Genomic DNA, 25,715 nt, shown 5'->3' with positions numbered 1-25,715 from the left:
AATACCTAAAGCTGCCCCTCCTAACCTGAATAAATCAATAATTGAATATAAACGCACGACTTCAACAATGGCATTGACACAGACACAATTAAAAGCAGATTGATTTTATTTGGTAGACTAAGAGAGACACAGGTCTCTCTTTAATTAATTATTATCTGAACGCATTCATATTAATTGAATTTTGGATCGACAGAATGCGCGCAATCGCTATTGGCATCGCTGATATCATCCATGCAAGTTTGCGCATCCAAAGGCTCAGCGGGTGCCTTGCCCCATTCCGATCGATCATCGCCGGAACATCCAGAAAGTGCGCAGAGAAAAACACAAAAGATAAATTTATTCATTGGTATTTCCTTAAGCTAAAAGTACGATAAATAACCCGAGAAAAGATTTTCTGCTACGAGCGGCGATATTCAACACGGCTATTGCGAACCTCGTTCCCTCTGAAGTGATGGAAAGGTGCATCTCCGCGCTTAGGGAATGCGCCATGATAGCCATTGTGGGGATCAAACCGGTTATCTACGTGGCCGTGAAAATCACCAGGACCATGGAACCAAGGGGCTGCACCAATAAAACATTCACCCACAAGCCATTCCGAGCCGCAATATCCGTAAGGCGTGCAGCTGTAGACTCATAGTCATCATAGCCGTATGGCTATACAGGCTCAGACCTTCTTCGACAATAACTTTTGCTGAGGCCTGTGCTGAACATAAAAAGCCAATGGATAGCGATAACAAGAATGCCGGGTTCTTTATCATGCCAATCCTCACCTCACAATACGGATACGTTCTTCATTCGACATAATTCAAACCCTGTATCAGGTATGAATATGATGCAGAGCTAAGGAGAGCCTTAAACGTTATTTTTTGAAAATTTCGACATCAACGTTTTCATGGTTTGATTCGTTGCCGGTTTTATCCAAAATGAAGTAATAGCAATTATCGGCTTTCACATTACCCATTTCCTCACATTTTTGATTAACCTTTTTTGAAAGCTCTTTATGACCTACGGTTGGTATACCTGACTGCTTAAAGGACAGCTCCCCTATTTTTGTATAACCAGCAGACTCTTGACGAGTGATCTGTTTGGCAGCATAGGATGAAGCAGAAAACAGGACGGTCACAGCCAAAACTAATGTCATGTATTTCATTTTTTACCTTTGATTTTGATATTCGTTTAAATAAGTGAGTTTACTTCATAAGCATCACTAAAGTGTTAACACCAGCCCGGGAAAAGTCAATGCGGTGTAAATAAAACGCTGAGGGTATTTTTCAACAAAAATCAGATTCCTATGTTGTAACAACTCTGGCGTGCATAAAAACCTCAGCAAATTCAGGTAACAAGCTCATCATTATGTTCATCGCATTCTTGATTGATGGCCGAAGGCATCTTGTTAACCACATGGAAAACATCAGAAAGCCGGGCAACTTTATCTGAATAAGCAGACCGAATAGGCGAACTGTAAATCACCGTTCTCTTTAAATAAAAAATCCCTATTTGGTTAACAGGCAAAAATTGAAATCGTTTATCTATCCATCATTAACGCCGGAACAAAAGCAGGCTGCTACGATTAAGTTCGAACTGTACACCGTTTCAAGCTTGGGCTTCGACAAACAAGCCATCGCGGAGCGTGACGACACGAACACATGTAGGTACAAATAATGAGAGCTGCTATCGCCACCGATTTGATCGCTATTTCAGCCAGTGCTATCGCATCAAATGACAAACTTTACTCGGTGAATCCGGGGGCATTTATATTTCATGCATATGAACCCAAAACTGACTATACGCAATACTTTGATAATCAGTATATTGCCGTTGAGAGAAAGTTAAATGCCCAGTCAGATTACAGTTTATCTGTTGGAACGTTAGTCAATAGTTTTTCCAACAGATGTATGTTGCTAGGCGTGCGAAAAGACTGGTGGGAAAAGGATCATTGGACCTTCAAAGGCGGGTATGCATATGCAGGAGAGTTTTTCTTTTCTCAATTCAGTCATTGTGGCGATGAGGGGATTTATAAAAATATAAAGGACGCCGTTGGAGTAGGCTTTGCACCCTATATTTATCACGCCCTCCAATATGATTTTAATGACTCTTTTGGCGTAGAAGGCGGCGTTATTCTCCCCGGAATTGTCGTTCTTAGTATGCAGATCCACTTTTAATGACACTCCAACCAGGCTGAGATAATCATATTTATACCGCCCATAGCATTGCGCGCACATTGTACCAAACATCTGTCAGAGTCCATCACTACGGCCTGCGGGATAAAATCAGCCGCAACGGGCCGACGGTAAAATATGAACGCCGCCAGTTGCTAGGGCTAACCGACGGCGATGTAGAGTGGATTGGGGTCTGGCGTTGGGGCATATTGCGAAGTAGTTATTAATCTGGTCTTTGCGGGAATAAATACAATATAAAGTGGTAAACCGCAAAAATACCCACGCAAGCTAATATGGCGACATACCAATGTTCAAAATAGAAAAATGATGTAACCATCAATACTATTGCGATCATAGCAACGGTATTTGCCGCCATATAAGAAAGATAATATAGAAAACCGACTAAGATTTTTTTAACCGTTGAGTTGGTTGATGACATTATCTATTATCCTCCTGTATTCATCATCTCGTCCCTGCTCTTGCATACCGCTGGCCTCCACATAGCCAGACACTGAATCTTTAATTAAAAAATACAATATGTCCAGTTCGCCCATAGAACGTAAACGCCAATATAATCTTGGGTTTTGTTCTCTCAGCTCTCTGGAGGCATAAGCTGAGTGGCTTGCCAATGCACCTGCGGTCAATATGGAGTTTATCGCCGCACCCCGAAAAATGCCCAAAGACGCTTTTAATTTAGGGTGCATTGCTATTGATCTATTCATTCGTGAAGTTAACAAATACATGAGTGTAGTTGTTGTACCAAAGCGGAATAGTTAAAATAATAAAACGTAGGGAGGTTACAGGGTTTAGTCATTAGATGCACCTGATGTATTACCGAACCCCCATATTGTTCACATTTTGATTAACCTTTAATACACGCGTTTATTCTTTTTGCAGTTAATTCTTTGTGCCATCCCTCACACAACCCCTATCACATGCCAGTCGCGCCCGCACGCGGCACACTGGCTGAATGAAAACGCTTATTGCAGCACTTAAACGCGCCCTGGCGAATCTGATCCGCATCGGCATTGTATCCGAAGTGGATACGGTCAAAGGTTTATGTCGGGTAAAAATGGGCGAGCTAGAAACCGACTGGTTGAACTGGCTGACGCCCCGCGCCGGTCGGGTGCGCTTTTGGGCTGCGCCCTCGGTGGGGGAACAGGTGATTATCCTCAGTATCGGCGGCGAACTCACCACCGCTTTTGTGTTGCCCGCGGTGTTTTCCGATAGCAACCCTGCACCCTCGGCTTCAGCGGATGCCATCGTAGTGACATTTCCCGATGGGGCCAGATTTGAATATGAACCTACAACCCGTCATTTAGCCATTACCGGCATGAAAACCGCCAATATCGTGGCCGAAACCTCGATCACCCTCACCACGCCAGTGGTGAAATGTACTCAACACCTGATTACCCGAACCCTTCTGATTGAAGAAGGCGGTGAGGCGCGAGGCAACTTTAACCATTCCGGTGGCAATCTGACCTCAAACGGCATTGTGGTTCACACCCATCAACACGGCGGCGTCAAAGGTGGCGGTGATTCCTCCGGGGGGCCGCAATGACTTATCTCGGCATGAATGCGCAGACAGGTAAAGCCATTACCGATATGGCTCACATTCGCCAGTCTATCAGCGATATTTTAATCACGCCGCAAGGCTCCAGAGTGATGCGTCGGGAATACGGTTCGCTGCTGTCCACGCTGATTGATCAGCCGCAGAACCCCGCCTTACGGCTCAAAATGATGGCGGCGGTGTATGGCGCAGTCATGCGCTGGGAACCCCGCGTGACGCTGACGGCGATTGATCTCACGACTGAAAACAGCGGCGCAGCCTGTCGAGAGAATTCTGTAAGTGGCTCATAGTAATGATAAAAATGACAGTCTGGTTCTGCTGTAAACGTTGAAGACGGAGACCGTCACCAGCGTACTGGCGGATATGGCTACGCTGTCTAATGAGGTTTGGCGATATGGGTTGGGGCACCAAACAATCTGAATAAACACCAGATGAGCATGTGCTAGCACTGTAATAACGTTTATATTGTTTGGCACGGTTGCCAGAAATTCAATCGTTTCTGTGCGAATAAATGATTTAAATAAATGGTATAGAGACTGATGTCAGATCAAGAGCGGGAAGCCAGAAGGTTAGCACAAACCCAGGAGCAATATGCTTTGGTGGGCGAATTTACAGCCAAGTTTGAATTAGTTTGTTTTGCTATGAGAACAGGTATTGTAGCGCTATCCGGGCGCCACGGGTTGCAGAACCAACAAATCACCCATGCCCTTACGGCTGAGCTGACAGCTTATCCACTATCAAAGGCTTTTCATTCCGTTCTTATGGTTAGCGCAGAGCTAAATGAGGAACAGAAAAACATATTAGCTAAAATCAATAATCGGGTGACTAACCTGATTGAACGTAGAAACGAAATCATTCATGGAACTTGGTTTATTGGTTGGTCTTCTCCAGAAGATAATGACTTTTCAACGGGGACAGGCTTTAAACCTACCAACTCCAAGAAAGGCACAGGGATTAAACATCTGGAAGTAAGTACCGAAGTTTTCAGGCCATTGATTACTGAATGCGAATTGGTCAATGAGTTAGTCAGCCATGCTTGGGGCGGTGTTATGATTGGTGCTGCATTTGAAAAGCGATTTGTCATCGAAGATAAAACGATTCGGTTACTGAAAAATAGTCAATAAATTGACCTGATATTTTAATGCCGCAATAATATTTTTGCGGCGTTACTGCTCTCCCCCTCAGATGTTTGTGCCATCCTCCGCACAACGCCCATCACCTGTTCCGTGCTCAACAATCCGGCATCATAGCGCCTGAACGCTTAACCGGAGAAAAACCATGTGTTCCATAGGTTATATCTAATCACATGGCGCTTTTAAACCCTCACAATAAGTATCAATATGTGGGGATTACCCACTCTTTTTTAAGACGCAGATGCCCTTTTCAACTTACCTAATAATATTGTTAAGTTTATTTTCTCAATCAACTTTCTAAATTCATGCAATGCTTTTAATTGCCTAATGACCACATAAATAGCGTATACGGAAAATAACCATGAACAATATCGGATGACGACCAATAAATCATTTTTAGAGGATGTCTTCATCACGTCGTCGAGAAGGGATATAGCTCTCACAGGAACCCAATATCCCATGGAAATGGAGAATAATGTTAAAAGAAGAAGACTCATCAATACTTTCTTCTTATTCATCCTCGCTGAACCATCAGGGCATATATCAACTAAGCCAGAGTGTTCTCTGGCTACCTTTAATGTCGCATCAACACTTAGATCCTTTCTTAGGGACACATACTGTAAAACAGCAAAACAGTAATTTTCTTCCGCTCTATGTGTCAGAAACTTTGATAAATACTGGACTTCAAGTCTATTAAAATCCCCCCTCGGTTTAAAATAAAGCTCACCGAATTTTGAGATGGCGAGCATTCTTTTATCCCAGGAGCTGTCCTCAAATTTTTGCCAACTTAAATCATTACGTCGTCTCAAAAAGAAGCTAAAAATAAATGTAAATAAGACACCAAGGGCAGAATTAACAATAGCGCCCGAATAATCATGAAAAATACTGAGCATGAAAAGAGTCCCAAACAAGCAGAAATAGAGTCGTAGTAACGTCAGAAATAAGGTAGTACAAATCACCATAGACTGATACAGCTTTAATTTTATCCTGGAATGTATTCCGCGCTTTTTATTGTGCCACAGCTCACACATCCCTCATCTGGTACCCCCACCCACAAATTCGTCACCATAGGTTCACCCCTCCATTCACAAAAATTGACTGTATGAATGATTATCACCAAGGCGTCCGTGTCCTCGAAATTAACGAAGGCACACGGGTTATTTCCACCGTATCCACCGCTATTGTTGGCATGGTCGGCACCGCCGACGCTAAGACCTTTCCCCTCAATACCCCGATACTGATCACCGATGTATTGGCCGCCGCCGGGGAAAACCAGGAAAAAAGATACGCTGGCGCCATCACTGTTAGCCATTGCCGAGCAGACCAAGCTGGTCAACATTGTGGTACGCGTGACTACCGGCAACGATGCGGCCGAAATCACTCCCAATATTATCGGCAGGTCAGACGAGAATGGCCGCTATACCGGCATGAAAGCCCTGTTAGCCGCCCAGATCGTGACCGGCGTCCGGCCGCGTATTCCGGGCGTACCGAGGCTGGATAATTTGGAGATTGCCACCGCACTGGCGACCATTTGCCCGCAGTGACGTGCCATCGGTTATATCAGCGCCTTTGGTTGCAAGAAAGATGTCCGAAGCAATTCAGTTCTAGGAGAATTTTATCCAGCGCAAGCTGATGCTGATTTGGCAGGGCTTTAAACGGGGGCAAAAAGGTCGTAGACACAATGTAGTCATTTGGTCGCCACTTCGCCAAATTCGGCAGACGCCAGAAACAAAAAAACCGCCTCTCGGCGGTTAACGACATACTCATACTGCTTTGTTTTACTTATACTATTTTCCATGGTGCCCGGGGCGGGACTTGAACCCGCACAGCCATAAGCCGAGGGATTTTAAATCCCTTGTGTCTACCGATTTCACCACCCGGGCTCAGGAAAATTGGAGGCGCGTCCCGGAGTCGAACCGAGGTAGACGGATTTGCAATCCGTAGCATGGCCACTCTGCCAACGCGCCGTATTCTTCATTGCCTTACTGCTGAGACTAGCATTTCTGCAAGCCTGCCAAATTTGGAGCGGGAAACGAGACTCGAACTCGCGACCCCGACCTTGGCAAGGTCGTGCTCTACCAACTGAGCTATTCCCGCAACATCAGAACTTACTGATTTTTTTGCTATCTTTCGGCGTTTCGTTGCTGCCGTCTGATGCGATGCATTCTACTTACCTGACGCAATGAGTCAATAAAATTATCAATCTAAAACGTCCGTTTGCTGATTTTTGCGGCACTTCGATCAAGGTTCGAGCAAATCTTTCCAGGCTGCGCTTAAATATTGGAACATTGACCAGAAAGTCAGCACCGCAGCGATATAAAGTAGAACAAAACTAGCCAACTCTACGTAAGCCGTTGGACGCCATAATAAACCAACCAATGACATCATTTGCGCCGTCGTTTTGACTTTACCAATCCAGGACACCGCAACGCTGCTACGCTTGCCGATTTCTGCCATCCACTCGCGTAGCGAGGAAATAATGATCTCACGAGCGATCATGGTGGCTGCCGGTAAAGTAATCCACCATTGGTGATAATATTCGGCAACCAGCACCAATGCTACGGCAACCATCACTTTATCCGCTACTGGATCAAGAAACGCACCAAAACGGGTCGTTTGCTTCCAGCGGCGAGCTAAAAATCCATCGAACCAATCGGTTGCTGCTGCGAATACAAAAATGCCAGCACACAACACCGGGGCCCAAACGAATGGCAGGTAAAATGCCAGAACAAAGAATGGGATAAGTGCAACACGAAACAGGGTGAGCCAAGTCGGTATATTCAATTGCATAATGCTTCTATAGCTATCTGGCGAGTAAGGATATAATGAGTATGGTGCAATATTACGCTCAGTGTTTCAATGCATTGTAGATCTTTTCTGCCAATGCTTGTGAAATACTTGGCACTTTTGCAATTTCCTCGACGCTGGCGTTAAGTAACGGTTGAAGTCCGCCCATATACTTCAACAGTATTTGCCGCCGTTTCGGACCAACGCCTTCTATCAGCTCTAATGCACTGGTATTTTTTACTTTTGATCTTCTCTGTCGGTGGCCCGTGATTGCATGATTATGCGATTCATCACGAATATGCTGGATCAAATGCAGCGCTGGCGAATCAGAAGGTAGCGATATCCCCTCACCTTCTGCGGCAAAGAATAGCGTTTCCAACCCAGCCTTACGGTCACTCCCTTTAGCTACACCTATTAATAAAGGTTTTTGTTTGTTCCAAGGCACATCCAGTTCGGAAAAAACCTCAATAGCCTGACCCAACTGGCCTTTTCCGCCGTCGATAAAAATAACATCGGGAACTTTTTGCTCATCTATTGCTTTGCCGTAACGACGTTTTAACACCTGATTCATTGCCGCGTAATCATCACCCGGAGTAATTCCGGTAATATTGTAGCGCCGATACTCTGACTTCACCGGCCCATTCGCATCGAAAACAACGCATGAGGCAACCGTCTGCTCCCCCATGGTATGGCTAATGTCAAAGCACTCCATGCGGTTTATCTCATTCAACTTCAACGTTTCCGCCAATGCTTTCATTCGCTGGTGGATAGTTGACTGTTGCGATAGCTTGGTGACTAACGCCGTCGCCGCATTGGTCCGCGCTAGTTTAAGATAACGCGCTCTATCACCTCGCGGTCGGCTTTGAATCTGAATTTTTCGTCCCGCAAGTTCGCTTAAGGATTCAGCCAGTAGATCTTTTTCTACCAATGCAAAATCAAGCAAAATCTCCCCTGGTAAGGTTCGCGCCTGACTGCCCTGTAAATAAAACTGACCAACGAAAGTCTGCACCACCTCGCTCAGCTCAGTACCATTCGGCACTTTAGGAAAGTAACTGCGGCTTCCCAGCACTTTACCTTGCCGAATAAACAGAACGTGCACACACGCTAACCCCGAGTCAAAGGCGACACCAATCACATCCAGATCTTCGCTATTCCCGGAAACAAACTGTTTTTCTGTGACTCGTCGAACAGCCTGAATTTGATCCCGAATACGAGCCGCCTCTTCAAAATGCAGCAATTGGCTGGCATTTTCCATGCGAGAAATCAATTGAGTTAGTACTTGTTGATCTTTACCGGAAAGAAATAGCCTAACGTAATCAACCTGACGTTGATATTCTTCATCGCTGACTAACCCACTCACGCAAGGTCCCAGGCAACGACCAATCTGATACTGTAAGCAAGGACGGGAGCGATTGCGGTAAACGCTGTTTTCACACTGTCGAATCGGAAAAAGTTTTTGTAACAAAGCTAGCGTTTCGCGCACAGCATAGGAATTGGGGAAAGGCCCAAAATATTCGCCCTTCTCATGTTTGGCTCCGCGATACGTAGCAAGGCGAGGATGAGTATCTGCGCTGAGAAAAATAAGTGGGTATGATTTGTCATCCCGCAGCAACACATTATATCTAGGTTGGTAAAGCTTGATGTAATTATGTTCAAGCAACAGCGCCTCAGTTTCTGTATGCGTAACAGTGACATCAATTTGAGCGATGTTCTTAACTAATGTTTCGGTTTTGCGGCTATTTACCTGCGTGCGGAAATAGCTGGTAAGTCGCTTTTTCAAATCTTTCGCTTTACCAACATAGATAACAGTACCCTTGGCATCATACATACGATAGACGCCGGGCTGGCTGGTTACTGTTTTCAAAAACTCTTTTGCATCAAAGCATTCAGTCACTATTTGACAATGTCTCCGCGTTAAACAGACCGTGGCGAATCGCCAAATGGGTCAATTCAACATCACCACTTATATTTAGTTTACTAAACATCCGGTAACGATAGCTATTCACTGTTTTAGGACTGAGATGAAGTTGCTCCGAGATTTCATTCACCTTTTGACCTTTAGTTATCATTAGCATGATTTGCAATTCGCGCTCGGAAAGACAGGCAAAAGGTGTATCAACCTGCGGCTCTAGCTGGCTCAATGCCATCTGTTGCGCGATATCAGAAGCAATGTAACGCTGACCCGAATGAACGGCCCGAATCGCATTGATCACATCTTGCGGCGCAGCGCCTTTGCTCAGATATCCTCCTGCGCCTGCCTGCATCACCTTGGCCGGTAACGGATTCTCCGTATGAATGGTTAACATGATGACTTTGATATCTGGGGAGAAACGGAGAATTTTCCGCGTGGCTTCCAACCCACCAATACCAGGCATATTCATATCCATCAAAACGATATCAACAGTATTATTGCGACACCATTTTACCGCATCCTCGCCACACTGCGCTTCACCCGAAACTTTGATACCCCTGATATCTTCCAGAATGCGTCGTATCCCTGCGCGCACCAGTTCGTGGTCATCAACAAGAAGAACGCTAATCAAAGAAAATTCTCCAAAAAAATAAGGGAGTAACCTAATCACTCTTTGTTTACGGCAGTGATATTACTTGTTTTCAGCCAAAGAATGAATACAGAATAATTGTAATTTTACATCTCTATTTTGGTCAGAATTATTTTTATCGCGATCGCTTTTCATCCGCCATTAGTTTGGCAAGTCGGCCTATTAAAGGGAGCGGTCAACGAAAGGAAAATACATCCCAAAATAAGTGATGAATTTTACAACACAATCTACTCAAATAACTAATTATTAGTGCAATAAATAGTTTACAACAAGTTATTTTTCTAATTTAAAAAAGACAACCACCTGATACTGTTATGAATAATTACTTTCTGCACAAACATTCATCATATAAGAATAATTCCTAGCATGCCAACTCTGCCACAGTTACAGGATTACCACATTAAAAAACCTGAATTAGTCTTCTATCGTCATTATTTAAACATATGGCTAACCGTAAACTTTATGAACTTAATTAAGTAAACGCACAAGTTCTTAGTTATTTAGCATAAAAATTCATTATGTGGCTCAGTTGAGAATTATCCGAATTCCGTAGAGAGTATTCAGTATCTGTGTGTATCCTAACAAATAATTACCGTGCGCAGAGTTATTCATTACGCTGTGATATAATGAGGTAACTGTAAAAAATGCTGCTTTTAACCTCAATGGCACGCCAATATGAGGATAAGCCACGCGGCAACAATGTCCATTAGGAGACACTATGAGTAACACAGACTTCACTACTGCCGCCGATCTTGAGACTTTAGCTCACGAAGTTACATGCCTGAAAACCACGCTGACATTGATGCTCAAGGCAATTGGCCAGGCAGACGCAGGTAAAGTTATTCTGAAGATGGAAAGATCCTTACCTCTGATAGAAGACAAAACCCAGGCAGAAGTGTTCGAAAATACCATTGCACAAATCAAACACGCCTTCCGCCAATAACATTACGCGCGTCTGATACAGACCCAAATACCCATTGGGTCTGTTAGTTACAATTTATTAATTATCAACAAGTAAACTGTTACCATGCTGATCCCATCTATTGGTATGAGTCTGTTAATCAAAGCATTGTTAGGCGCAGTAGTCGTGATTCTTATTGCTCTGTTATTCAAAACGTGAAACTACTAAATTGCCGGGTTAATTCCGCTGTTTCCAACCTTTGCTCCGATCGCACAATATAATATTGTGGGTAGCAAACGTTCAATCGAAGCTTTACGTCTCACTATCACCTACGGAAGGTGGGCGGTAATTCCGTATCTTATCTACCTGATTTCCCTTTAACTTCTTTCTCGACCACTCAGGCCTTTCCCTAGCACTGAACTCAGCTGTAATCTGTTGGAGTTTAGCTGCATGGATGCGGATACTCGGCTGGAACTATTGGCATAATTAGTCATATTCATGACAACCGATATCAACAAATAGCTTAAAGATATGATCGAACAGAAATTAAACAAAACATTGATTGAATTAGCCAAACAATAAAAGCGTAATCGCATGAATAGCCAGAATACCTACGGAAAAGATCAGGTTTAGGTTACTGATACGCTTTGTTTTTCCTTCTGACGGTAACAAAGTATTAACCTGTATCTTTCTCACCTTATAAATCCATAGTCCCCCTACAGCTAAGAATATCAGTGATAACAGCGCCATAAGTAAAGGGCGGCCCCAAACTAAAAACTCACTTAATCCGGCAATAACAAACCATAAAATGACAAAAATCATCGTTGTACACCTTGGCTCATAATGTAGCTGTTAACTTACGTAGGGATGACCAAGAGTTAAATGTCATAAATTATTCAAAAAAGATATAAGAATATGAAGCTAATAAAGGCGCTATTTGATAGTAATTAAACCTACACAAATAAATAAAATGCAAAATTTAATACCAAGAGTCATGTAACCTCCCCTATTTTGAGGAATTAGTTGATTCTTGTTATTGCAATTTTTCGATTTTAACGATGTTTTTTAGCTTAATGATTAAAAAAGATTAGCAGTAAAAATCAGAATCACGCAGGAAACACCTCAAAAATAAGTTAAAAACAGGGAAGACAGCAACGAAAGGCTTAGGCAGATAGGTAGATGGAGAGATAATTTTATTGATGAAAGGAATGCCATCAGAGCTGAATCGCCATACTTTCGGACTCAGCTCAGACTAGGTAAACAGAGTAAAACGCTTGAACGTTTAATCAGACAATTTTGGGCTGACCGTCTGATGCAGTCGCACCACCATCAACCGGAATGTTTGCTCCGTTGATGAAGCTAGCATCATCGCTGGCAAGGAACGCCATCACCGCGGCCACTTCTTCTGGCTCAGCTGCGCGGCCTAATGCGATACGTTCGTTGAACTTATCACGGATTTCTTGTGGCCAACCGTTGGTCATATTTGTTTTTACTAAACTCGGGCATACCGAGTTAATACGGACGCCATCACCACCGTGATCTAATGCCATTGCACGAGTCAGGTTGACGACAGCACCTTTGGCAGCACAGTAATACGCCGCACCCCAGTCACCACCTAGACCTGAGACAGATGCCGTATTAACAATACTTCCTTTGGTTTTCAATAAATAAGGAAGTGCAAATTTAGAGCAGAACACGACCCCGTCAATATCCACTCCGGCAATACGGCGCCAATCTTCAACCGTTGTTTCCAGAACGCTACCCGCAACATGAACACCCGCATTATTCAGTAACACATCAATTCTACCGAATTTTTCAGCAATACTGTCCATCATCTTTTTAACGGCTACATGGTCAGAGACATCGATTGGATATGCTAATGCTTTACCTTCTGGCAAAGAGCGCGCAACTGATTCAGCGGCGTCCTGATTCCAGTCAGCTAGTACCACAATTGCACCTTCAGAAGAGAAACGACGGGCGGCAGCTTCCCCCATCCCATTACCACCACCGGTAATAACGACCACTTTGTTTTCAAATCGCATTTGTTACTCCCTTTGTTAACTCGTCGATTTATCACACAAATAAGCGATACCATTACCTTATAACCTTTCAGTTTCTGAAGCTAATCACAAATAGGTATAAAGTATGAAGCACTAAAAATAGTAATTTTTCAGTACAAAAGGGCAAAATAAAAACAAATAGGAAAACATAAACATTACATTTACTTAATTATTAGTCAGCTACTAACAAACTTAACTGCATATGTAACGCCTCTGAGCTCACAGGAACTCTTCCTGTACCCACAGACTTACACTGCCACCATTAACCCTAAACACCCCATGCCCCTGCTCATCAATAATAACGATATCTTTTCGATTACCTAAAAAATCGCCGAATCGAAGATGTTTGAAATCTTCACCTAAAAAAATATTTTTCTCAGCTTCAGCACCGTTAGTCATGATAACAATACAGCCGGGTTGGTTTTCATTGCCTGAACGCACAAATGCAATACAGTTATTATCATCAAAATATTCCGTCTGCGCGCCGTGAGCAAATTTCTGCCTCGCCTGAATAAGCGGCTCCAATTCTGGAATTATCGGCATATCTATTTGATACACCTCCCCGTCGTCGCCTTCATCCTGATAACTAGCACCATAAAGATCAGGGTGAAAAATACAAGGAACCCCCTGCTCCCTTAATAAAATTAATGCATATGCCAGAGGTTTAAACCAGGGTTCGACCGGGGACTCGAGGGACTGAAGCGGTTGGGTGTCGTGATTAGCCACCAGCGTAACCGCATTCATAGGATTGGTATCCACCAATGTATTGGCAAATATTTGAGCGAGATCGAAACTATCACCAGACTTTGAAGCTTGATGAAACTTATGTTGTAACGCCACATCAAACAACATAAGTTTACCTTCCACCTGCTCGAGATATTTCTGAAGTTTACCAATATCAGGCGACCAGTATTCTGCAATAACCAAAAGGTCATGCTGAGCATGATCCCGAACATGATCTATCCACTCTTTATAGAACCATGCAGGAATATGTTTAACCGCATCCAGACGGAAACCATTACAGGGTAATGAGTCCAATAGCCAACGTCCCCAGTACTTTAATTCCTCCACCACGGCAGGGTTACGAAACTCTATATTAGCCCCCATCAGGTAATCGAAATTACCTAACTCGTCATCGACCTGATCGTTCCAACCATCATTACCATAATCATTAATAATCTTGAATATGCCATTAGCCGATGGGTCTTCAATAGAATCTATCCCGCTAAAACAAGTCTGATCCCAAATAAATTGAGAATACTGGCCTGAGCGGGCGGGAAACGTAAAGCGTATATAAGCTTGAGCGTCTATTATTTCGTCAGCAATTTGATTACGGTTATTCTCTTCAACATTCGATACTCTTACCGGTTCTTTCTCGTCCGCCCCCATTTTGTGATTGAATACCACATCATACAGAACCTGAATCTCGCATTCTTGCAAACGCTCAACTGCAGCCTGTAATGCCTCTCTATCACCATATTTTGTCGCACGATTCCCTTTTTGCTCAAACTCGCCTAAATCAAATAAATCATATGTGTCATAGCCCACTGAATAACCACCAGACGCACCTTTATACGCAGGCGGAAGCCAGACTATTGTTATTCCTATCTCTCTCAGTTGCGAGGCTTTATCACTAACCTCTTGCCAAAGTTGACCTCCTCCTGGGGAATACCAATGGAAAAATTGAATAAGCGTCGGGTTCTTCATAAAGAGAATAGCTCCGCAGTAAAATCAAGTTGTTTTTCAGTATGGCTTAGTTTGATAAAGAGTGAAGGTATTACCTAGTTTGTTATTTTTGTAACAAATAAATAAGTGTGATTAAGTTCACAGAAAGGACGAAATTAATTCAAATAGGCAGGAAAACATGAATGCCAAAAAGGTAACCATCCTATAATCATTAATAATGTAGATATGGATTAATCACATAAAGAAACAATACCCTATGGATTAAATTCACGCTGCAGTAACGTTGAGATTCCAACTATGACGTCTTTATTAATCCGTAAACTGTACCGTCAGTCGTTTTCCGTGACTTTCATCTGCATCACTCTATCCCTCGCCTTTTTATTGTGTTTATCATCTGTTTTTTATCTTATATATCAAAGCACTTAGCCTTAACCGGTTGGATTCCGACCTGAAAATAAATTTATGCCATTATCCATTAAAGCCATTTGAGTGCATATTTTTTTATCCGTTTGAGTCATTCTCTCCCTCCATGGCTCAAACTTATTAAACCGTAATTTAAACAAAATAAGTTGCATTTAGCCTTCTTATATTGGACGCGTATAACCGTTTAAAACACAAATAACAATAATAACCATTTACAATTATGAAGTATAACTTCTGTTTACATTAACCATGTGATCTTTGCTTTCTCGTTGAATCAGCAGTTTAACCAAGGTATAAGTGAAAAATCTTCATTTCAGAGCGAAAAGCATCGTCTGACCAATCTTCTGTTAATTGGGAAAGCTACGAGTATGTCCCTTTTGACTTAACTTCGCCCCCCTTCAACTACGATTGGATAGGCTGAATATTGAGGACCTTTCCAGATAGCATCGTATAGTAGCAATGAGTTCCCGAGTGAGAGCGAATCACATCGCCGCCAAATAACTGTAAATCGACCTCGAACAGGTCAATCATCACGCCAACACCAGCGTCAATACTCTCGATAATAAATTCTGCAGGCATATTGCATATAAATTAACCATTTATATGTCACCCTAAAAGCAACTACTGTTGAAATATCAGGTTATTAAATCAGTAATAACCCTGTATTCTGGTTAACGACTAGATATGTTTTAAAACATGAATAAATGAAGTCTATTAGCTTGAAAATTAGGACTTAAATTAAAAAGGAACCCACATGGCAAGGTATAGAGTGCATTTCGACTTAATTCAGTACTCCCAAGGTGGTGGTAAAAATACCGCGACTACGTCTGAGACGGTCGAAGCTGAAAGCGAAAGCGTTGCCTTATCTATTGCCAAAGACAAGGTGAAAAATAAATCAACGGCAAGAGGGCGTGAGATTAACGTCAGTAAAATAGTGAAGCTCTGACCACTATTCCACATAGGCACTTGCTCAAATGTGGCCGCTAACTCATAGTGCGGTCACGTCTTTTTCATTGACCGTGAGCGCTAGAATGCGCAAACCTGCTCTTGGCGGATCGGTCCCCATACTTACAGCCTCACTTTGGCCTCTTATAGTTTATTGTGACGCCCATTCCACTGGTTGGCTTATTAGGCTCATACTTCCATTTGTAGATAGAGTCCAAGGCTGATTTCTCGAAGAGATTCTTAGGTTCAACCTCAACAATCTTTGCATTCTCAACCCTTCCGGCTACGTTAATGTCATAAGCAATCATCACATATCCTTCTTTATCGTGCGCCCAAGCACAGGAAGGAAATATTTCAATATTTCGCTCGATTAACTGCGGAAAATTTGCGACTTGATATTGAATCATTCGCATTTGCTGTAATTTGAAACAGAGATGAAATACACAATACCAGAAGCCCAATCTTCATTTTATTTTTTATGGATCTATTGCCCTTCTTATTTCCACAATTAACGATAGTAGTAATAAAGATAAGGGTATAATTGGTAATGTAGATCAATATCGCGATGTTGTTCGTTTAAATCGTTCAGCTTTGAAATAAATATCACAAAGAGTACCAATAGATGCTCTTTGTGATATTTACGCAGTGATAGTGATATTGCTTGAGGCAGTTTTAGCGCCATCATTCGTGGTGAATGTGATTATCGCTGTGCCAACGGCAACGCGAGTGACTAGGCCACTTGAGCTAACCGCTGCTTTGGTCGCATAGCAGCTTGTCCATACGCCAGTTTTATTTGTCGCAGCAGTTGGGGAGACGTTCGGTGTTAATTGAACAGTCGAACCCGCTACACCGCTACTCGTTGCCGGGATCATAGTTACACTGGTGACTGTAATTGCCGAGTCATCAACGAAAGTGACCGAATCCGCAACCTTCCATTCACCGGAGCAAGTAGCGAAGTCTGAACTCCATGACGTGGTGTTGAAGTAACCCATGATGTAAGAGCCATAATCCACGCCAAAGAAATCGAAGCGAAATGCCTGAAATCATGTTCGAAGAGGCCTGTTTACTCTGGATTGACGAGAAATCAGAGAAGCGATCTGTCGACACAGATAAAAACCTTAGCGGCGGAGGCTGCTCATCTTTCATTAATGGAGTCGATAATGAGAACCGCCGAGAGAGTGGAGATGGCTAGCTAAGGCAGGACTGTTCAAACAAAGTCCCTCGACCAAAGAACAAACGCATCCGTTGGCTTGAACCCTATGAGGCAATCAGATGAATAAATAAATGCCCAGAGCCACTGAAGTCTGAAGTTCGCTTAGCTCTTTCTACCGACCTAGGCCGCTCCAATATAATCAACCGGGACTGGCAACAGATAGATATGCAAAGGAAGGTTGCCTGGATGAACCTGGAAGATAGCAAATCAGAAAGACTATTGGCTAAGCCCTAAATGACACTGTCGCAAAATTTCGTAGGGAACAAATAGGGAAGCTTGATAAATATATCTTTGTTCGCATTCATGCTTCAAATAGATCCGAGGGGTCACTAACACCGGAAATAAGGAAATTGAGAATTGAGAATTGATCGTAACAGAGCTTGGTATTCGGCATGAGAGAGCGGGAATAAATAATTTTAGATTTCGTGATTTAAGGCATACGTGAGCAAGCTGGCTAGTCTAATCTGGAGTTCCTATTTCTGCATTAAAAGAAATGGGCGGATGGGAATCAATTTAAATGGTTAAGAAATATGCAAATCTTTCACCAAATCATTTAAATAAACATGCCAGAAAAATAGACTCAATATTTAATCACTGGGTCCCAAATATGTCCCGTGGAATAGATTTTAAATTAAAGACTAATTCTAATTGATTGATTTCGTTGGTGGGTCGTGCAGGGTTCGAACCTGCGACCAATTGATTAAGAGTCAACTGCTCTACCAACTGAGCTAACGACCCAACGCGAGAATTATTCTCCTGTTGGCTGTGGGTGTCAAACACTTCATCCCATTTTTTTGCCTATCATATGCTCTATATGGCGACAACTCATTAATTAAGCGAGTAACGCAGGCGATTATTGTTAGTTGTCAGGGAACATGGTGTAATTCTAATTATTGTGATGCAGTTAACAAATATCACTGAGTGAAATTTAAACAGTAGCCATCATGCAATATGGAGAATATTGTATGAAAAATGTTACTAGTATATTAAATGTAATCTATCTTCATTAATGCATGCCCCAAATGACAGAGTTCGACAGACAGAGTAAATAATCCAAAGAGCCAATTTAGAGCTCAAAAAAACATCACAACACAGGAAGAGGGAATGGGAAAGATGGTAGACCAATCCAAGATAGCAATAAAATCGGAACAAGAGCCAGAAGAACACCTCCAGAGAAACCTTTCCAACCGCCATATTCAGTTAATTGCCATCGGTGGTGCTATTGGCACCGGGCTGTTTATGGGATCGGGGAAAACCATCAGTCTGGCTGGCCCATCAATCATTTTCGTCTACATGATCATCGGCTTCATGCTGTTTTTCGTCATGCGAGCCATGGGAGAATTGCTGTTATCGAATCTGAAATATAAATCTTTCAGCGATTTTGCCGCCGACCTTCTGGGTCCGTGGGCTGGTTTCTTTACCGGTTGGACCTATTGGTTTTGTTGGGTAATAACCGGTATAGCCGATGTGGTGGCAATTACCGCCTATGCGCAATTTTGGTTCCCAGGCTTCTCACAGTGGATCGCTTCTTTGCTAGTCGTTCTATTACTGCTATCTCTGAATCTCGCCACGGTAAAAATGTTCGGGGAAATGGAGTTCTGGTTTGCCATGATTAAGATTGTGGCTATCGTCGCTTTGATTTTTGCCGGTTTAACCATGGTATTAATGAGCTACCAGTCTCCGTCAGGCACCGTGGCCTCGTTCAACCACCTGTGGAATGATGGCGGCATGTTCCCGAAAGGAATTAGCGGTTTCTTTGCTGGGTTCCAGATTGCCGTATTTGCTTTCGTGGGAATTGAGCTAGTTGGCACCACTGCCGCAGAAACCAAAGATCCGGAAGTCGTCTTACCTCGCGCAATTAACTCTATCCCTATTCGGATTATCATGTTCTATGTATTTTCTTTGATCATGATTATGTCGGTTACCCCGTGGAGTTCCGTGGTGGCTGATAAAAGTCCATTCGTGGAGCTGTTTGTCTTAGTCGGCCTGCCTGCAGCAGCTAGCGTGATTAACTTTGTCGTACTAACCTCTGCGGCCTCTTCCGCCAACAGTGGCGTATTCTCCACCAGCCGTATGCTGTTTGGTTTGGCTAAAGAAGGCGATGCACCTAAACAATTTGGGGTGTTATCTCGCCGCTCGGTTCCGGCTTCCGGCTTAACCTTTTCATGTATTTGCCTATTAGGCGGAGTCGTTCTTATTTATCTGATTCCTAACGTTATGACAGTATTTACGTTGGTCACCACCGTATCTGCGATTCTGTTTATGTTCGTTTGGACCATCATTTTGTGTTCTTATCTGGTATATCGCAAACGTCGCCCTGCCCTGCACAAAAAATCCATTTATAAAATGCCTGCAGGTATTCTTATGTCTTGGGTTTGTATGGCGTTCTTTGCCTTTGTATTAGTGTTACTGACTTTGCAGGAAGATACCCGCCAGGCGCTAATTGTCACGCCGTTGTGGTTTGTTATTCTGGCAGTGTCCTACACTCTCCTGAAAAAACGCAGAACCCGTTTGTATGATAATAAATAGCCCGTTGGAATGATTGGCTGATAAGCCAGACCATTTAAAGGTGATAAAAAAGCGTGGTATTGGGTCAGCCAAAACCACGCTTTCTTTTCTCTCTTCATCTGGGATTATTATGTTATTTATATAGATAAGCTTAATAGTAATCTACTCACCTTTATTCTCCCTGCCCCTCCCTGCTATCGATGCTTTCTTTCTTCTAACACATATTGAAACTACAGTAACAAGCTGTCTAAACTAATACGATCACCCACAGGATAATTGTCGACGTAATACCTGAGGGTCTGAATGAATTGTTCCCTTAATACTTAACCAGCCTCGTTCTGAAAATTTCACACCTAGAATCACCATTTCATCCGCGCTATTAACCTCAATAGGTCCCCAGACTTCTCCATCGATAAAGAAACGTTTAATCAGCCATCCATTTACCACAACTTGCACTATCGTGAGGCACCCATCTGCGTCGCGGCACAATATTGAGTCCATAAATATCCTATTTAATTAAACCTTAGCGCCAAGCATAGCCGATATATAAATGCGGTACGGAGAGCAATAACAAGGTGGGATCTGGGTCACCGTCATAAGTAAAAACAAGTGTCGTTATGTGAGTATTCAACGGATAATTACGCTGTCAGGTTGGTGTCCTATGGCTGTCATCCTAGTGTCAGGTGCTTGTCGTGGTGACATCTTCCGCATCGTTCTATGCTGGGAGAACACACCTTATTATCAGGAAGAAAGATATGGCCATTTATCGGGTTCGAGAGCTCAGACTGGCACGAGGTTGGTCACAAGAACAGTTGGCAGAAATGGCCTCCCTAAGCGTTCGTACCATACAACGTATTGAAAATGGCGAACAAGCTAGCCTTGAAACTTTAAGCGCTATTGCCGCTGTTATGGAATTGAAGGTGAATGAGCTGTATTTAGTTAATGAACAAGGCGAAACCGCAGGAGAAAATAAGGAAGCGACTGACCCTATCGATCAGCGTGTTGAAAATGCGCGTCTGGCCGTTGAAAAAGAGATGAACTTCTTCCGCAGATTGTTTCGCTCGCTAATACTTTGCCTGTTCCTGTTTGTGATTAACTGGTTCACCTCTCCTCAGTATTACTGGATCGGGTGGGTAGTATTAGGATTCGGTATCTCTTTGTCCATTCAGGCAATCAATATTTTTGTTCTGGGTAATTGGATGGACCGCTGGCAGCAGAAGCGACTACAAAATAAATTGCGTAAACCTTAAATCATCCCACACTTTAAGCATCATCACATTTAAAGCTAAAAATACGCCGGTCTATGCAGTTGCGCCTGTGCCTTATTGGAGTATGTTTAATAAGAGTCTTATGTGCTCACTATTATCCCTTCATCAACATCATCCTATAGAAAATTGGAGAACGGCGAGATGGCGAAAATTTTAGTGCTTTATTACTCTATGTACGGACATATCGAAACGCTGGCAGAGGCCATCGCAGAAGGGGTTCGCAGAGTTGATGGCGTAGAGGTGATGGTAAAACGCGTACCGGAAACCATGCCTGCCGAAGCCTTCGCCAAGGCGGGTGGGAAAATCAATCAGTCGGCGCCAGTCGCCACGCCGCAGGAATTAGCGGACTACGATGGAATCATCTTCGGTACGCCTACCCGTTTTGGTAACATGGCGGGACAAATGCGCACTTTCCTTGACCAAACTGGTGGTTTATGGGCATCCGGCGCGTTATATGGCAAAGTTGCCAGCGTTTTTGCCTCAACCGGTACCGGCGGAGGACAAGAACACACCATCTCATCTACCTGGACGACCTTGGCACACCACGGTTTTATTATTGTACCAATCGGCTACGGTGCACCGGAACTGTTTGATGTCTCGCACACTCGCGGTGGTACGCCATATGGCGCAACCACGATCGCTGGCGGAGACGGTTCACGTCAGCCAAGCAATGAAGAGTTAGCCATTGCCCGCTTCCAGGGTGAGCATGTCGCAAAAATCACCGCTAAATTAAATAGTTAATATCAAATGGGCATCGCACGTTTTTTGCGGCGCCCTCCTTTTCTGTCAATCGTCGCTATCTGGCGCTATAAAGCGGCAGAAGATAGTTGATCCAGTTGAATGACTCGCTGTGCCGACGCAATCGTCGAAGGTCTATGGGCAATCATAATTCGCGTAATATTCAGTGAAGCAATACTCAAGTTAATCGCTGCTTCGTTAATGAGATCGAGATGGCTGGTGGCTTCGTCCAAAAATAGAATGCTCGGGCGGCGGTACAAAGCTCTGGCAATCAGCAAGCGCTGTTTTTGCCCTCCTGACAAACTCCCTCCCAATTCGCTGATAATACTTTCGTAGCCCATAGGCATGCTGTCGATATCGTCATTAATATTGGCATATCGGGCACAGGCAATCACCCATTCCATATCGATATTTTTATCAAAACTGGCAATATTCTCAGCGATAGAACCGGAAAATAATTTGTCCTCCTGTAAGACGCAGGCTATACAATCCCGATAATTATTCAGCCCTAACGCGTTTATCTCCACCCCATTAATCAATACCTCCCCTTTAGTGGGAATCAACAGACCGGAAATAATATTCATCAGCGTTGTTTTTCCAATCCCTGATGGTCCAACCAAGGCCACGCTTTCGCCAGCGGCAATTGTCAGCGTCAGTTCTGAGAATAACGGTTTGGAAAATGGATCGTATTGGAAGGACAAATTACGAATTTTCAGCTCCGCGGGTTCACCGCGTTTGATAAAGGTCCGAGTAGGTTTTAATACCTCCCCCTCAGACAAAGCAATATCCGAAATGCGCTCGCAGTGCAACGTTAACATAGTCAAGCTAAACGCCAGATTGATCAAATTCGATGCCCGCTCAGCAAATTGTCCGCGGAAAGTGTTGAAGGCAAAATACATCCCCAACGTCATATTCCCATCCATTACCAGAGAGGCACCGATCCAGAGAATAATAATCTGCTCTAACATGCCAATCAGTGAGTTAACCCCACCAAACAACATATTAAGTTTAGTAATATGAATAGTTGCGTTTACAGCCTCAATGCTGAGATTGAGCCAATTCTGAGCGCGAATGGCCGTTAGGCCGAGTGCCTTAATCGTAGAGACGCCGTAGAAAGTTTCCATAAAGTGCGTTTTGGCCTTCGCATCTTTAATAATTTGTTCTTCCGACGCCTGGCGAAAATAATAATAAGTTAACAAGCGCAGCAAAATATAGATTGAAGTAAATCCTAGAGCAACCCAGACCAGCCAGCCGCCATAGAGAATCATCATAATGAGTAATCCGACGGCCATAATCCCGTCAATAATCGCGCTGACTATGCTGGTTGTTAGCGTCACTCTCAGTGTTGCTAATGAATCAAAACGCGATTGAATATCACCCAAGCTGCGTTTTTTAAAGAACGACAGCGGTAAAGTCATCAAATGATCGAATAAACCGGCCTTCCACTGCACATCAACCAGCGAATCTAACACTATAGAAAACCAGTATCTGAATACGCTGGTGAAGGTGCGGAACAGCGTAAAAAAGACTAACCCCATACAGATTAGTGCCAGTAAATTATAATCTTCAGCGTTTATGACATGGTCGATAACCAGCTGCGTACCAACTGGTATCAATAAATTAATAGATTCAATCAACAGAGACAGGCAAAAAATCTTAATCAGGAACCCTTTTAGTCCCCGAATATTCTTTATTAGATCAGCCAGTTTTAAACGACTCTTTTGTGTTTTCTGGCTGAAGTCGCTGGCTGGCCACAGTTCCAACGCCACACCGGTAAAGTGTTTGGAAAACTCGTTTTTTGATATCACTTTCCTTCCTGTTGCCGGATCGTGAATAACTACCGAAGATGCCCTAACCGTAACCAATACGACAAAATGATTAAGATCCCAATGTAAGACACAAGGGGTTTTAAGCTGATCAATTTCCTCTATATCTAATGATAGCGCTCGTGTTTTAAGCTTAAGCGCAGTGGCAATATCAACTAGGTGAGCTAAGGTCGCCCCTTGGAGAGATATTCCGTATTGCTTACGTAAATTAAACAAATCCACATGAAATCCGTGAAATCCACAGACCATGGCCAGGCAGGCAAGGCCGCATTCAGCGGCCTCTGTCTGTATTATTCTGGGCACCCGCCGACGAAAATTAAAATCCAGGCGACTAAAAAGATCCTTCACCGTTAATTTATCCATGAATCGGCCCACCTACGCTTTTTTTCATGTCATAGAACGGTGAAAACATCCATTTATACAATGGTCTTTTCTCCATAAATATCGTTGCCTGCGCCGTTAAACCGTTGGAGAGTTGCAATTGTCGTCCCTGATATAAAAGCGATTGGTCATCCATTGCGACTAGCGTCTTGTAGTAGGCCGTTCCTATATTACGATTCGCTCCTTTGGGAATATTGTTATAAGTGGACATTTCTTGAGAGGATGCAGGAACGGCTGAAATAGAAATAATATGTCCGGAAAACTGGCCAAATTTTTCAAATGGAAAAGCGTCATAACGGATATTGATTCCGTCTCCGGGCTTAACATAGGGGGCGCTACTGGTAGGTATCCATAATACCAGGCGATATTGCTTCTTTTCCTTTGGGGTTAACTGAGCCAAACTGTCGCCGAGATTAACCATTTGCCCCGGCGTTACGCTCAATGATTCTATTTTTCCGTCTATGGGCGCATTGATAACCAACATACCGCTCGATTCAGCCAAAGTGAGCTGCCGCTGAAGTTCGATACGCTGATACTGATACTGAGAAATCTGATTATCAAAATCAGCCAAGCGAATATTCTTTTCAGTTAGGAGGGTCGTTAGCTGGGTATTTTCCTGCATACTTTGACGATATAGACTTTGATAGGCATTTTGCTGCTGATAAAATATTGCTCGCTGATTAGCCAACTGATCTTTGCTGATGAGCCCTTTTTTTTGATATTCCTGATAGTTATCTAAAGTACGCTGCATCTCAGCCACGCCTTTCTTAGAGGCTTCAATGAGCTTAAGTGACTCCTGATAAGCATGTGAATTTTGCTCTATCTGTTTTTCCAGATTCATCTCAATTGAGAATTTATTTTCTTTTACTCGTCGAATAAGATTATCCAGTTCAATAATTTGTTTTTCTATGGATGCCATATTTTTACCGCTCACATTACCGGAATCTGTTACCCTGCTAATATCAATTTGATAAATCTGCTGCCCTTTTTTTACGTTCTGCCCAACGCTAACCAGGGATTGCGTAATAAATCCCTGTTGAGGGGAAAACAGATTTATAGCGTGAGATTCGGTAATAATCTCTCCGGCAATATTAATCCTTCTCGTATATTCACCAAAAGTAAGTAACGTAACAAGCATAAGAATAATAGCAACAGATACGGTTAAAACAATCCAGGGTGAAACGCCTTTTATTAACAGCGCCTTACCGTTCCATTTTGTTTTCCCATTATCCAATACTTCTTTCCGAAATATACTTTCTCTGGTCATAACGTTATGCTCTAAAGAGTTGATAATGTTTCCATATCATTTACTACGTTTGTAATAAAAAAATCCACCTCGAGATCAGCGTAGTCATACCCAAATGACATATCACTCGTCATTGATTTTCTTACTTGTTATTCCCCTAGGCCTCTAACCGTATAAAAATCACCATCGCAGCGTCCATTAAAAAATAACCATCAGCTATATAAATAGCCACGGCCATAAATGCACCGTAGCTAACTCTATTGTTAATGATAAAAGGGTGATCAATGAATATTAGCTTAGATGCAATACC

23 protein-coding genes, 4 tRNA genes and 4 pseudogenes are annotated in these 25,715 nt (G+C 43.1%); 12 read left to right on the top strand and 19 right to left on the bottom strand.

Features of this window, described 5'->3' with window-relative positions:
* Positions 1 to 170 precede the first annotated feature (170 nt).
* Complete coding sequence (locus PL78_RS20495) at positions 171 to 344, bottom strand: hypothetical protein (RefSeq protein ID WP_158513773.1); 174 nt, start codon at positions 342 to 344, stop codon at positions 171 to 173.
* 515 nt (positions 345 to 859) lie between these two features.
* Entirely contained in the window at positions 860 to 1,150 is a 291-nt protein-coding gene (locus PL78_RS18010) for a hypothetical protein (RefSeq protein WP_064517739.1), read from the bottom strand.
* A 511-nt stretch (positions 1,151 to 1,661) separates the two neighbouring features.
* On the opposite strand from PL78_RS18010, the gene PL78_RS18005 reads away from it, so the two are divergent.
* Positions 1,662 to 2,162: a hypothetical protein gene (locus PL78_RS18005; RefSeq protein ID WP_064517737.1), complete on the top strand. Its 501-nt coding sequence runs from the start codon at positions 1,662 to 1,664 to the stop codon at positions 2,160 to 2,162.
* Between the two features lie 77 nt (positions 2,163 to 2,239).
* Positions 2,240 to 2,379 (top strand): annotated as a pseudogene (locus PL78_RS19805) (phage virion morphogenesis family protein); the annotation flags it as partial.
* A gap of 193 nt (positions 2,380 to 2,572) precedes the next feature.
* Here the strand turns inward: PL78_RS19805 and PL78_RS18000 are convergent.
* Entirely contained in the window at positions 2,573 to 2,863 is a 291-nt protein-coding gene (locus tag PL78_RS18000; RefSeq protein WP_064517735.1) for a hypothetical protein, read from the bottom strand.
* A gap of 266 nt (positions 2,864 to 3,129) precedes the next feature.
* On the opposite strand from PL78_RS18000, the gene PL78_RS17995 reads away from it, so the two are divergent.
* The 3 genes from PL78_RS17995 (at position 3,130) to PL78_RS17985 (ending at position 4,853) form a co-directional block, all read left to right on the top strand.
* A complete protein-coding gene (locus PL78_RS17995; protein WP_064517732.1) occupies positions 3,130 to 3,720 on the top strand; it encodes a phage baseplate assembly protein V in 591 nt (196 codons plus the stop codon).
* Positions 3,717 to 4,019 carry a GPW/gp25 family protein gene (locus PL78_RS17990; RefSeq protein WP_064517730.1) on the top strand — a complete coding sequence of 101 codons (303 nt, stop codon included), beginning with the start codon at positions 3,717 to 3,719 and terminating at the stop codon, positions 4,017 to 4,019. Before PL78_RS17995 ends, PL78_RS17990 begins: the two co-directional genes overlap by 4 nt.
* A gap of 249 nt (positions 4,020 to 4,268) precedes the next feature.
* Complete coding sequence (locus PL78_RS17985) at positions 4,269 to 4,853, top strand: hypothetical protein (RefSeq protein WP_064517728.1); 585 nt, start codon at positions 4,269 to 4,271, stop codon at positions 4,851 to 4,853.
* A gap of 239 nt (positions 4,854 to 5,092) precedes the next feature.
* Here the strand turns inward: PL78_RS17985 and PL78_RS17980 are convergent, their stop codons facing one another.
* Positions 5,093 to 5,755, bottom strand: a complete 663-nt coding sequence (locus tag PL78_RS17980; RefSeq protein WP_128821873.1) for a hypothetical protein — start codon at positions 5,753 to 5,755, stop codon at positions 5,093 to 5,095.
* A gap of 209 nt (positions 5,756 to 5,964) precedes the next feature.
* Between PL78_RS17980 and PL78_RS17975 the strand changes: the two are divergent.
* A pseudogene (locus PL78_RS17975) lies at positions 5,965 to 6,467 on the top strand (phage tail sheath protein); the annotation flags it as partial.
* Positions 6,468 to 6,659: 192 nt separating this feature from the next.
* Here the strand turns inward: PL78_RS17975 and PL78_RS17970 are convergent.
* From PL78_RS17970 to uvrY, 6 genes are all read right to left on the bottom strand, one after another.
* Positions 6,660 to 6,745, bottom strand: a tRNA-Leu gene (locus tag PL78_RS17970).
* A 10-nt stretch (positions 6,746 to 6,755) separates the two neighbouring features.
* Positions 6,756 to 6,829: transfer RNA gene (locus tag PL78_RS17965), tRNA-Cys, on the bottom strand.
* A gap of 54 nt (positions 6,830 to 6,883) precedes the next feature.
* Positions 6,884 to 6,959, bottom strand: a tRNA-Gly gene (locus tag PL78_RS17960).
* Positions 6,960 to 7,103: 144 nt separating this feature from the next.
* Positions 7,104 to 7,652: a CDP-diacylglycerol--glycerol-3-phosphate 3-phosphatidyltransferase gene (gene pgsA, locus PL78_RS17955; RefSeq protein ID WP_049597562.1), complete on the bottom strand. Its 549-nt coding sequence runs from the start codon at positions 7,650 to 7,652 to the stop codon at positions 7,104 to 7,106.
* Positions 7,653 to 7,710: 58 nt separating this feature from the next.
* Positions 7,711 to 9,543, bottom strand: coding sequence for an excinuclease ABC subunit UvrC (gene uvrC, locus PL78_RS17950; RefSeq protein ID WP_064517724.1), 1,833 nt, complete (start codon positions 9,541 to 9,543; stop codon positions 7,711 to 7,713).
* Positions 9,536 to 10,192, bottom strand: a complete 657-nt coding sequence (gene uvrY / locus PL78_RS17945) for a UvrY/SirA/GacA family response regulator transcription factor (RefSeq protein WP_049597560.1) — start codon at positions 10,190 to 10,192, stop codon at positions 9,536 to 9,538. Before uvrY ends, uvrC begins: the two co-directional genes overlap by 8 nt.
* 736 nt (positions 10,193 to 10,928) lie before the next feature.
* Between uvrY and PL78_RS17940 the strand changes: the two genes are divergently transcribed.
* Both PL78_RS17940 and PL78_RS19795 read left to right on the top strand, forming a co-directional pair.
* A complete protein-coding gene (locus tag PL78_RS17940) occupies positions 10,929 to 11,153 on the top strand; it encodes a DUF2594 family protein (protein WP_049597559.1) in 225 nt (74 codons plus the stop codon).
* Between the two features lie 105 nt (positions 11,154 to 11,258).
* Positions 11,259 to 11,601 (top strand): annotated as a pseudogene (locus PL78_RS19795) (GlpM family protein).
* A gap of 77 nt (positions 11,602 to 11,678) precedes the next feature.
* On the opposite strand, the gene PL78_RS17935 reads toward PL78_RS19795, so the two are convergent.
* The 4 genes and pseudogenes from PL78_RS17935 to PL78_RS20855 all read right to left on the bottom strand — a co-directional run.
* Positions 11,679 to 11,933: a hypothetical protein gene (locus PL78_RS17935; protein WP_064517721.1), complete on the bottom strand. Its 255-nt coding sequence runs from the start codon at positions 11,931 to 11,933 to the stop codon at positions 11,679 to 11,681.
* A 464-nt stretch (positions 11,934 to 12,397) separates the two neighbouring features.
* The gene (gene budC, locus PL78_RS17930) at positions 12,398 to 13,153 is read right to left on the bottom strand and encodes a meso-2,3-butanediol dehydrogenase (RefSeq protein ID WP_064517719.1); all 756 of its coding nucleotides are present in this window, start codon (positions 13,151 to 13,153) and stop codon (positions 12,398 to 12,400) included.
* A gap of 237 nt (positions 13,154 to 13,390) precedes the next feature.
* Positions 13,391 to 14,878 (bottom strand): alpha-amylase, encoded by a 1,488-nt coding sequence (amyA, locus tag PL78_RS17925; RefSeq protein ID WP_064517717.1) that lies wholly within the window; start codon positions 14,876 to 14,878, stop codon positions 13,391 to 13,393.
* Positions 14,879 to 15,643: 765 nt separating this feature from the next.
* Positions 15,644 to 15,859: pseudogene (locus PL78_RS20855) on the bottom strand (phage minor tail protein L); the annotation flags it as partial.
* Positions 15,860 to 16,034: 175 nt separating this feature from the next.
* On the opposite strand from PL78_RS20855, the gene PL78_RS17920 reads away from it, so the two are divergent.
* Complete coding sequence (locus tag PL78_RS17920; RefSeq protein WP_064517715.1) at positions 16,035 to 16,226, top strand: hypothetical protein; 192 nt, start codon at positions 16,035 to 16,037, stop codon at positions 16,224 to 16,226.
* A gap of 130 nt (positions 16,227 to 16,356) precedes the next feature.
* Here the strand turns inward: PL78_RS17920 and PL78_RS17915 are convergent, their stop codons facing one another.
* The 3 genes from PL78_RS17915 to PL78_RS17910 form a co-directional block, all read right to left on the bottom strand.
* Complete coding sequence (locus tag PL78_RS17915; protein ID WP_235600986.1) at positions 16,357 to 16,632, bottom strand: TonB family protein; 276 nt, start codon at positions 16,630 to 16,632, stop codon at positions 16,357 to 16,359.
* A 231-nt stretch (positions 16,633 to 16,863) separates the two neighbouring features.
* Entirely contained in the window at positions 16,864 to 17,097 is a 234-nt protein-coding gene (locus PL78_RS19785) for an Ig-like domain-containing protein (protein ID WP_235601046.1), read from the bottom strand.
* Between the two features lie 1,003 nt (positions 17,098 to 18,100).
* A tRNA-Lys gene (locus PL78_RS17910) sits at positions 18,101 to 18,176 on the bottom strand.
* 375 nt (positions 18,177 to 18,551) lie between these two features.
* Here PL78_RS17910 and cycA point away from each other — a divergent pair.
* The 3 genes from cycA (at position 18,552) to wrbA (ending at position 21,955) form a co-directional block, all read left to right on the top strand.
* The gene (gene cycA, locus PL78_RS17905; RefSeq protein ID WP_179207950.1) at positions 18,552 to 19,967 is read left to right on the top strand and encodes a D-serine/D-alanine/glycine transporter; all 1,416 of its coding nucleotides are present in this window, start codon (positions 18,552 to 18,554) and stop codon (positions 19,965 to 19,967) included.
* Between the two features lie 734 nt (positions 19,968 to 20,701).
* Positions 20,702 to 21,196: a helix-turn-helix domain-containing protein gene (locus PL78_RS17895; RefSeq protein WP_064517709.1), complete on the top strand. Its 495-nt coding sequence runs from the start codon at positions 20,702 to 20,704 to the stop codon at positions 21,194 to 21,196.
* A gap of 159 nt (positions 21,197 to 21,355) precedes the next feature.
* Positions 21,356 to 21,955: an NAD(P)H:quinone oxidoreductase gene (gene wrbA, locus PL78_RS17890; protein WP_064517707.1), complete on the top strand. Its 600-nt coding sequence runs from the start codon at positions 21,356 to 21,358 to the stop codon at positions 21,953 to 21,955.
* Positions 21,956 to 22,020: 65 nt separating this feature from the next.
* Here wrbA and PL78_RS17885 read toward each other — a convergent pair whose 3' ends face one another.
* On the bottom strand, positions 22,021 to 24,141 hold the full coding sequence (locus PL78_RS17885) for a peptidase domain-containing ABC transporter (RefSeq protein WP_064517705.1): 2,121 nt from the start codon (positions 24,139 to 24,141) through the stop codon (positions 22,021 to 22,023).
* Positions 24,134 to 25,426, bottom strand: coding sequence for an HlyD family secretion protein (locus PL78_RS17880; protein WP_064517703.1), 1,293 nt, complete (start codon positions 25,424 to 25,426; stop codon positions 24,134 to 24,136). Before PL78_RS17880 ends, PL78_RS17885 begins: the two co-directional genes overlap by 8 nt.
* Positions 25,427 to 25,715: the final 289 nt, after the last annotated feature.

The sequence above is a fragment of the Yersinia entomophaga genome, from assembly GCF_001656035.1.
Lineage (GTDB): Bacteria > Pseudomonadota > Gammaproteobacteria > Enterobacterales > Enterobacteriaceae > Yersinia > Yersinia entomophaga.
The sequence above is the reverse complement of the archived record's forward strand: the minus strand, read 5'-3'. Positions and strand labels throughout refer to the sequence as shown.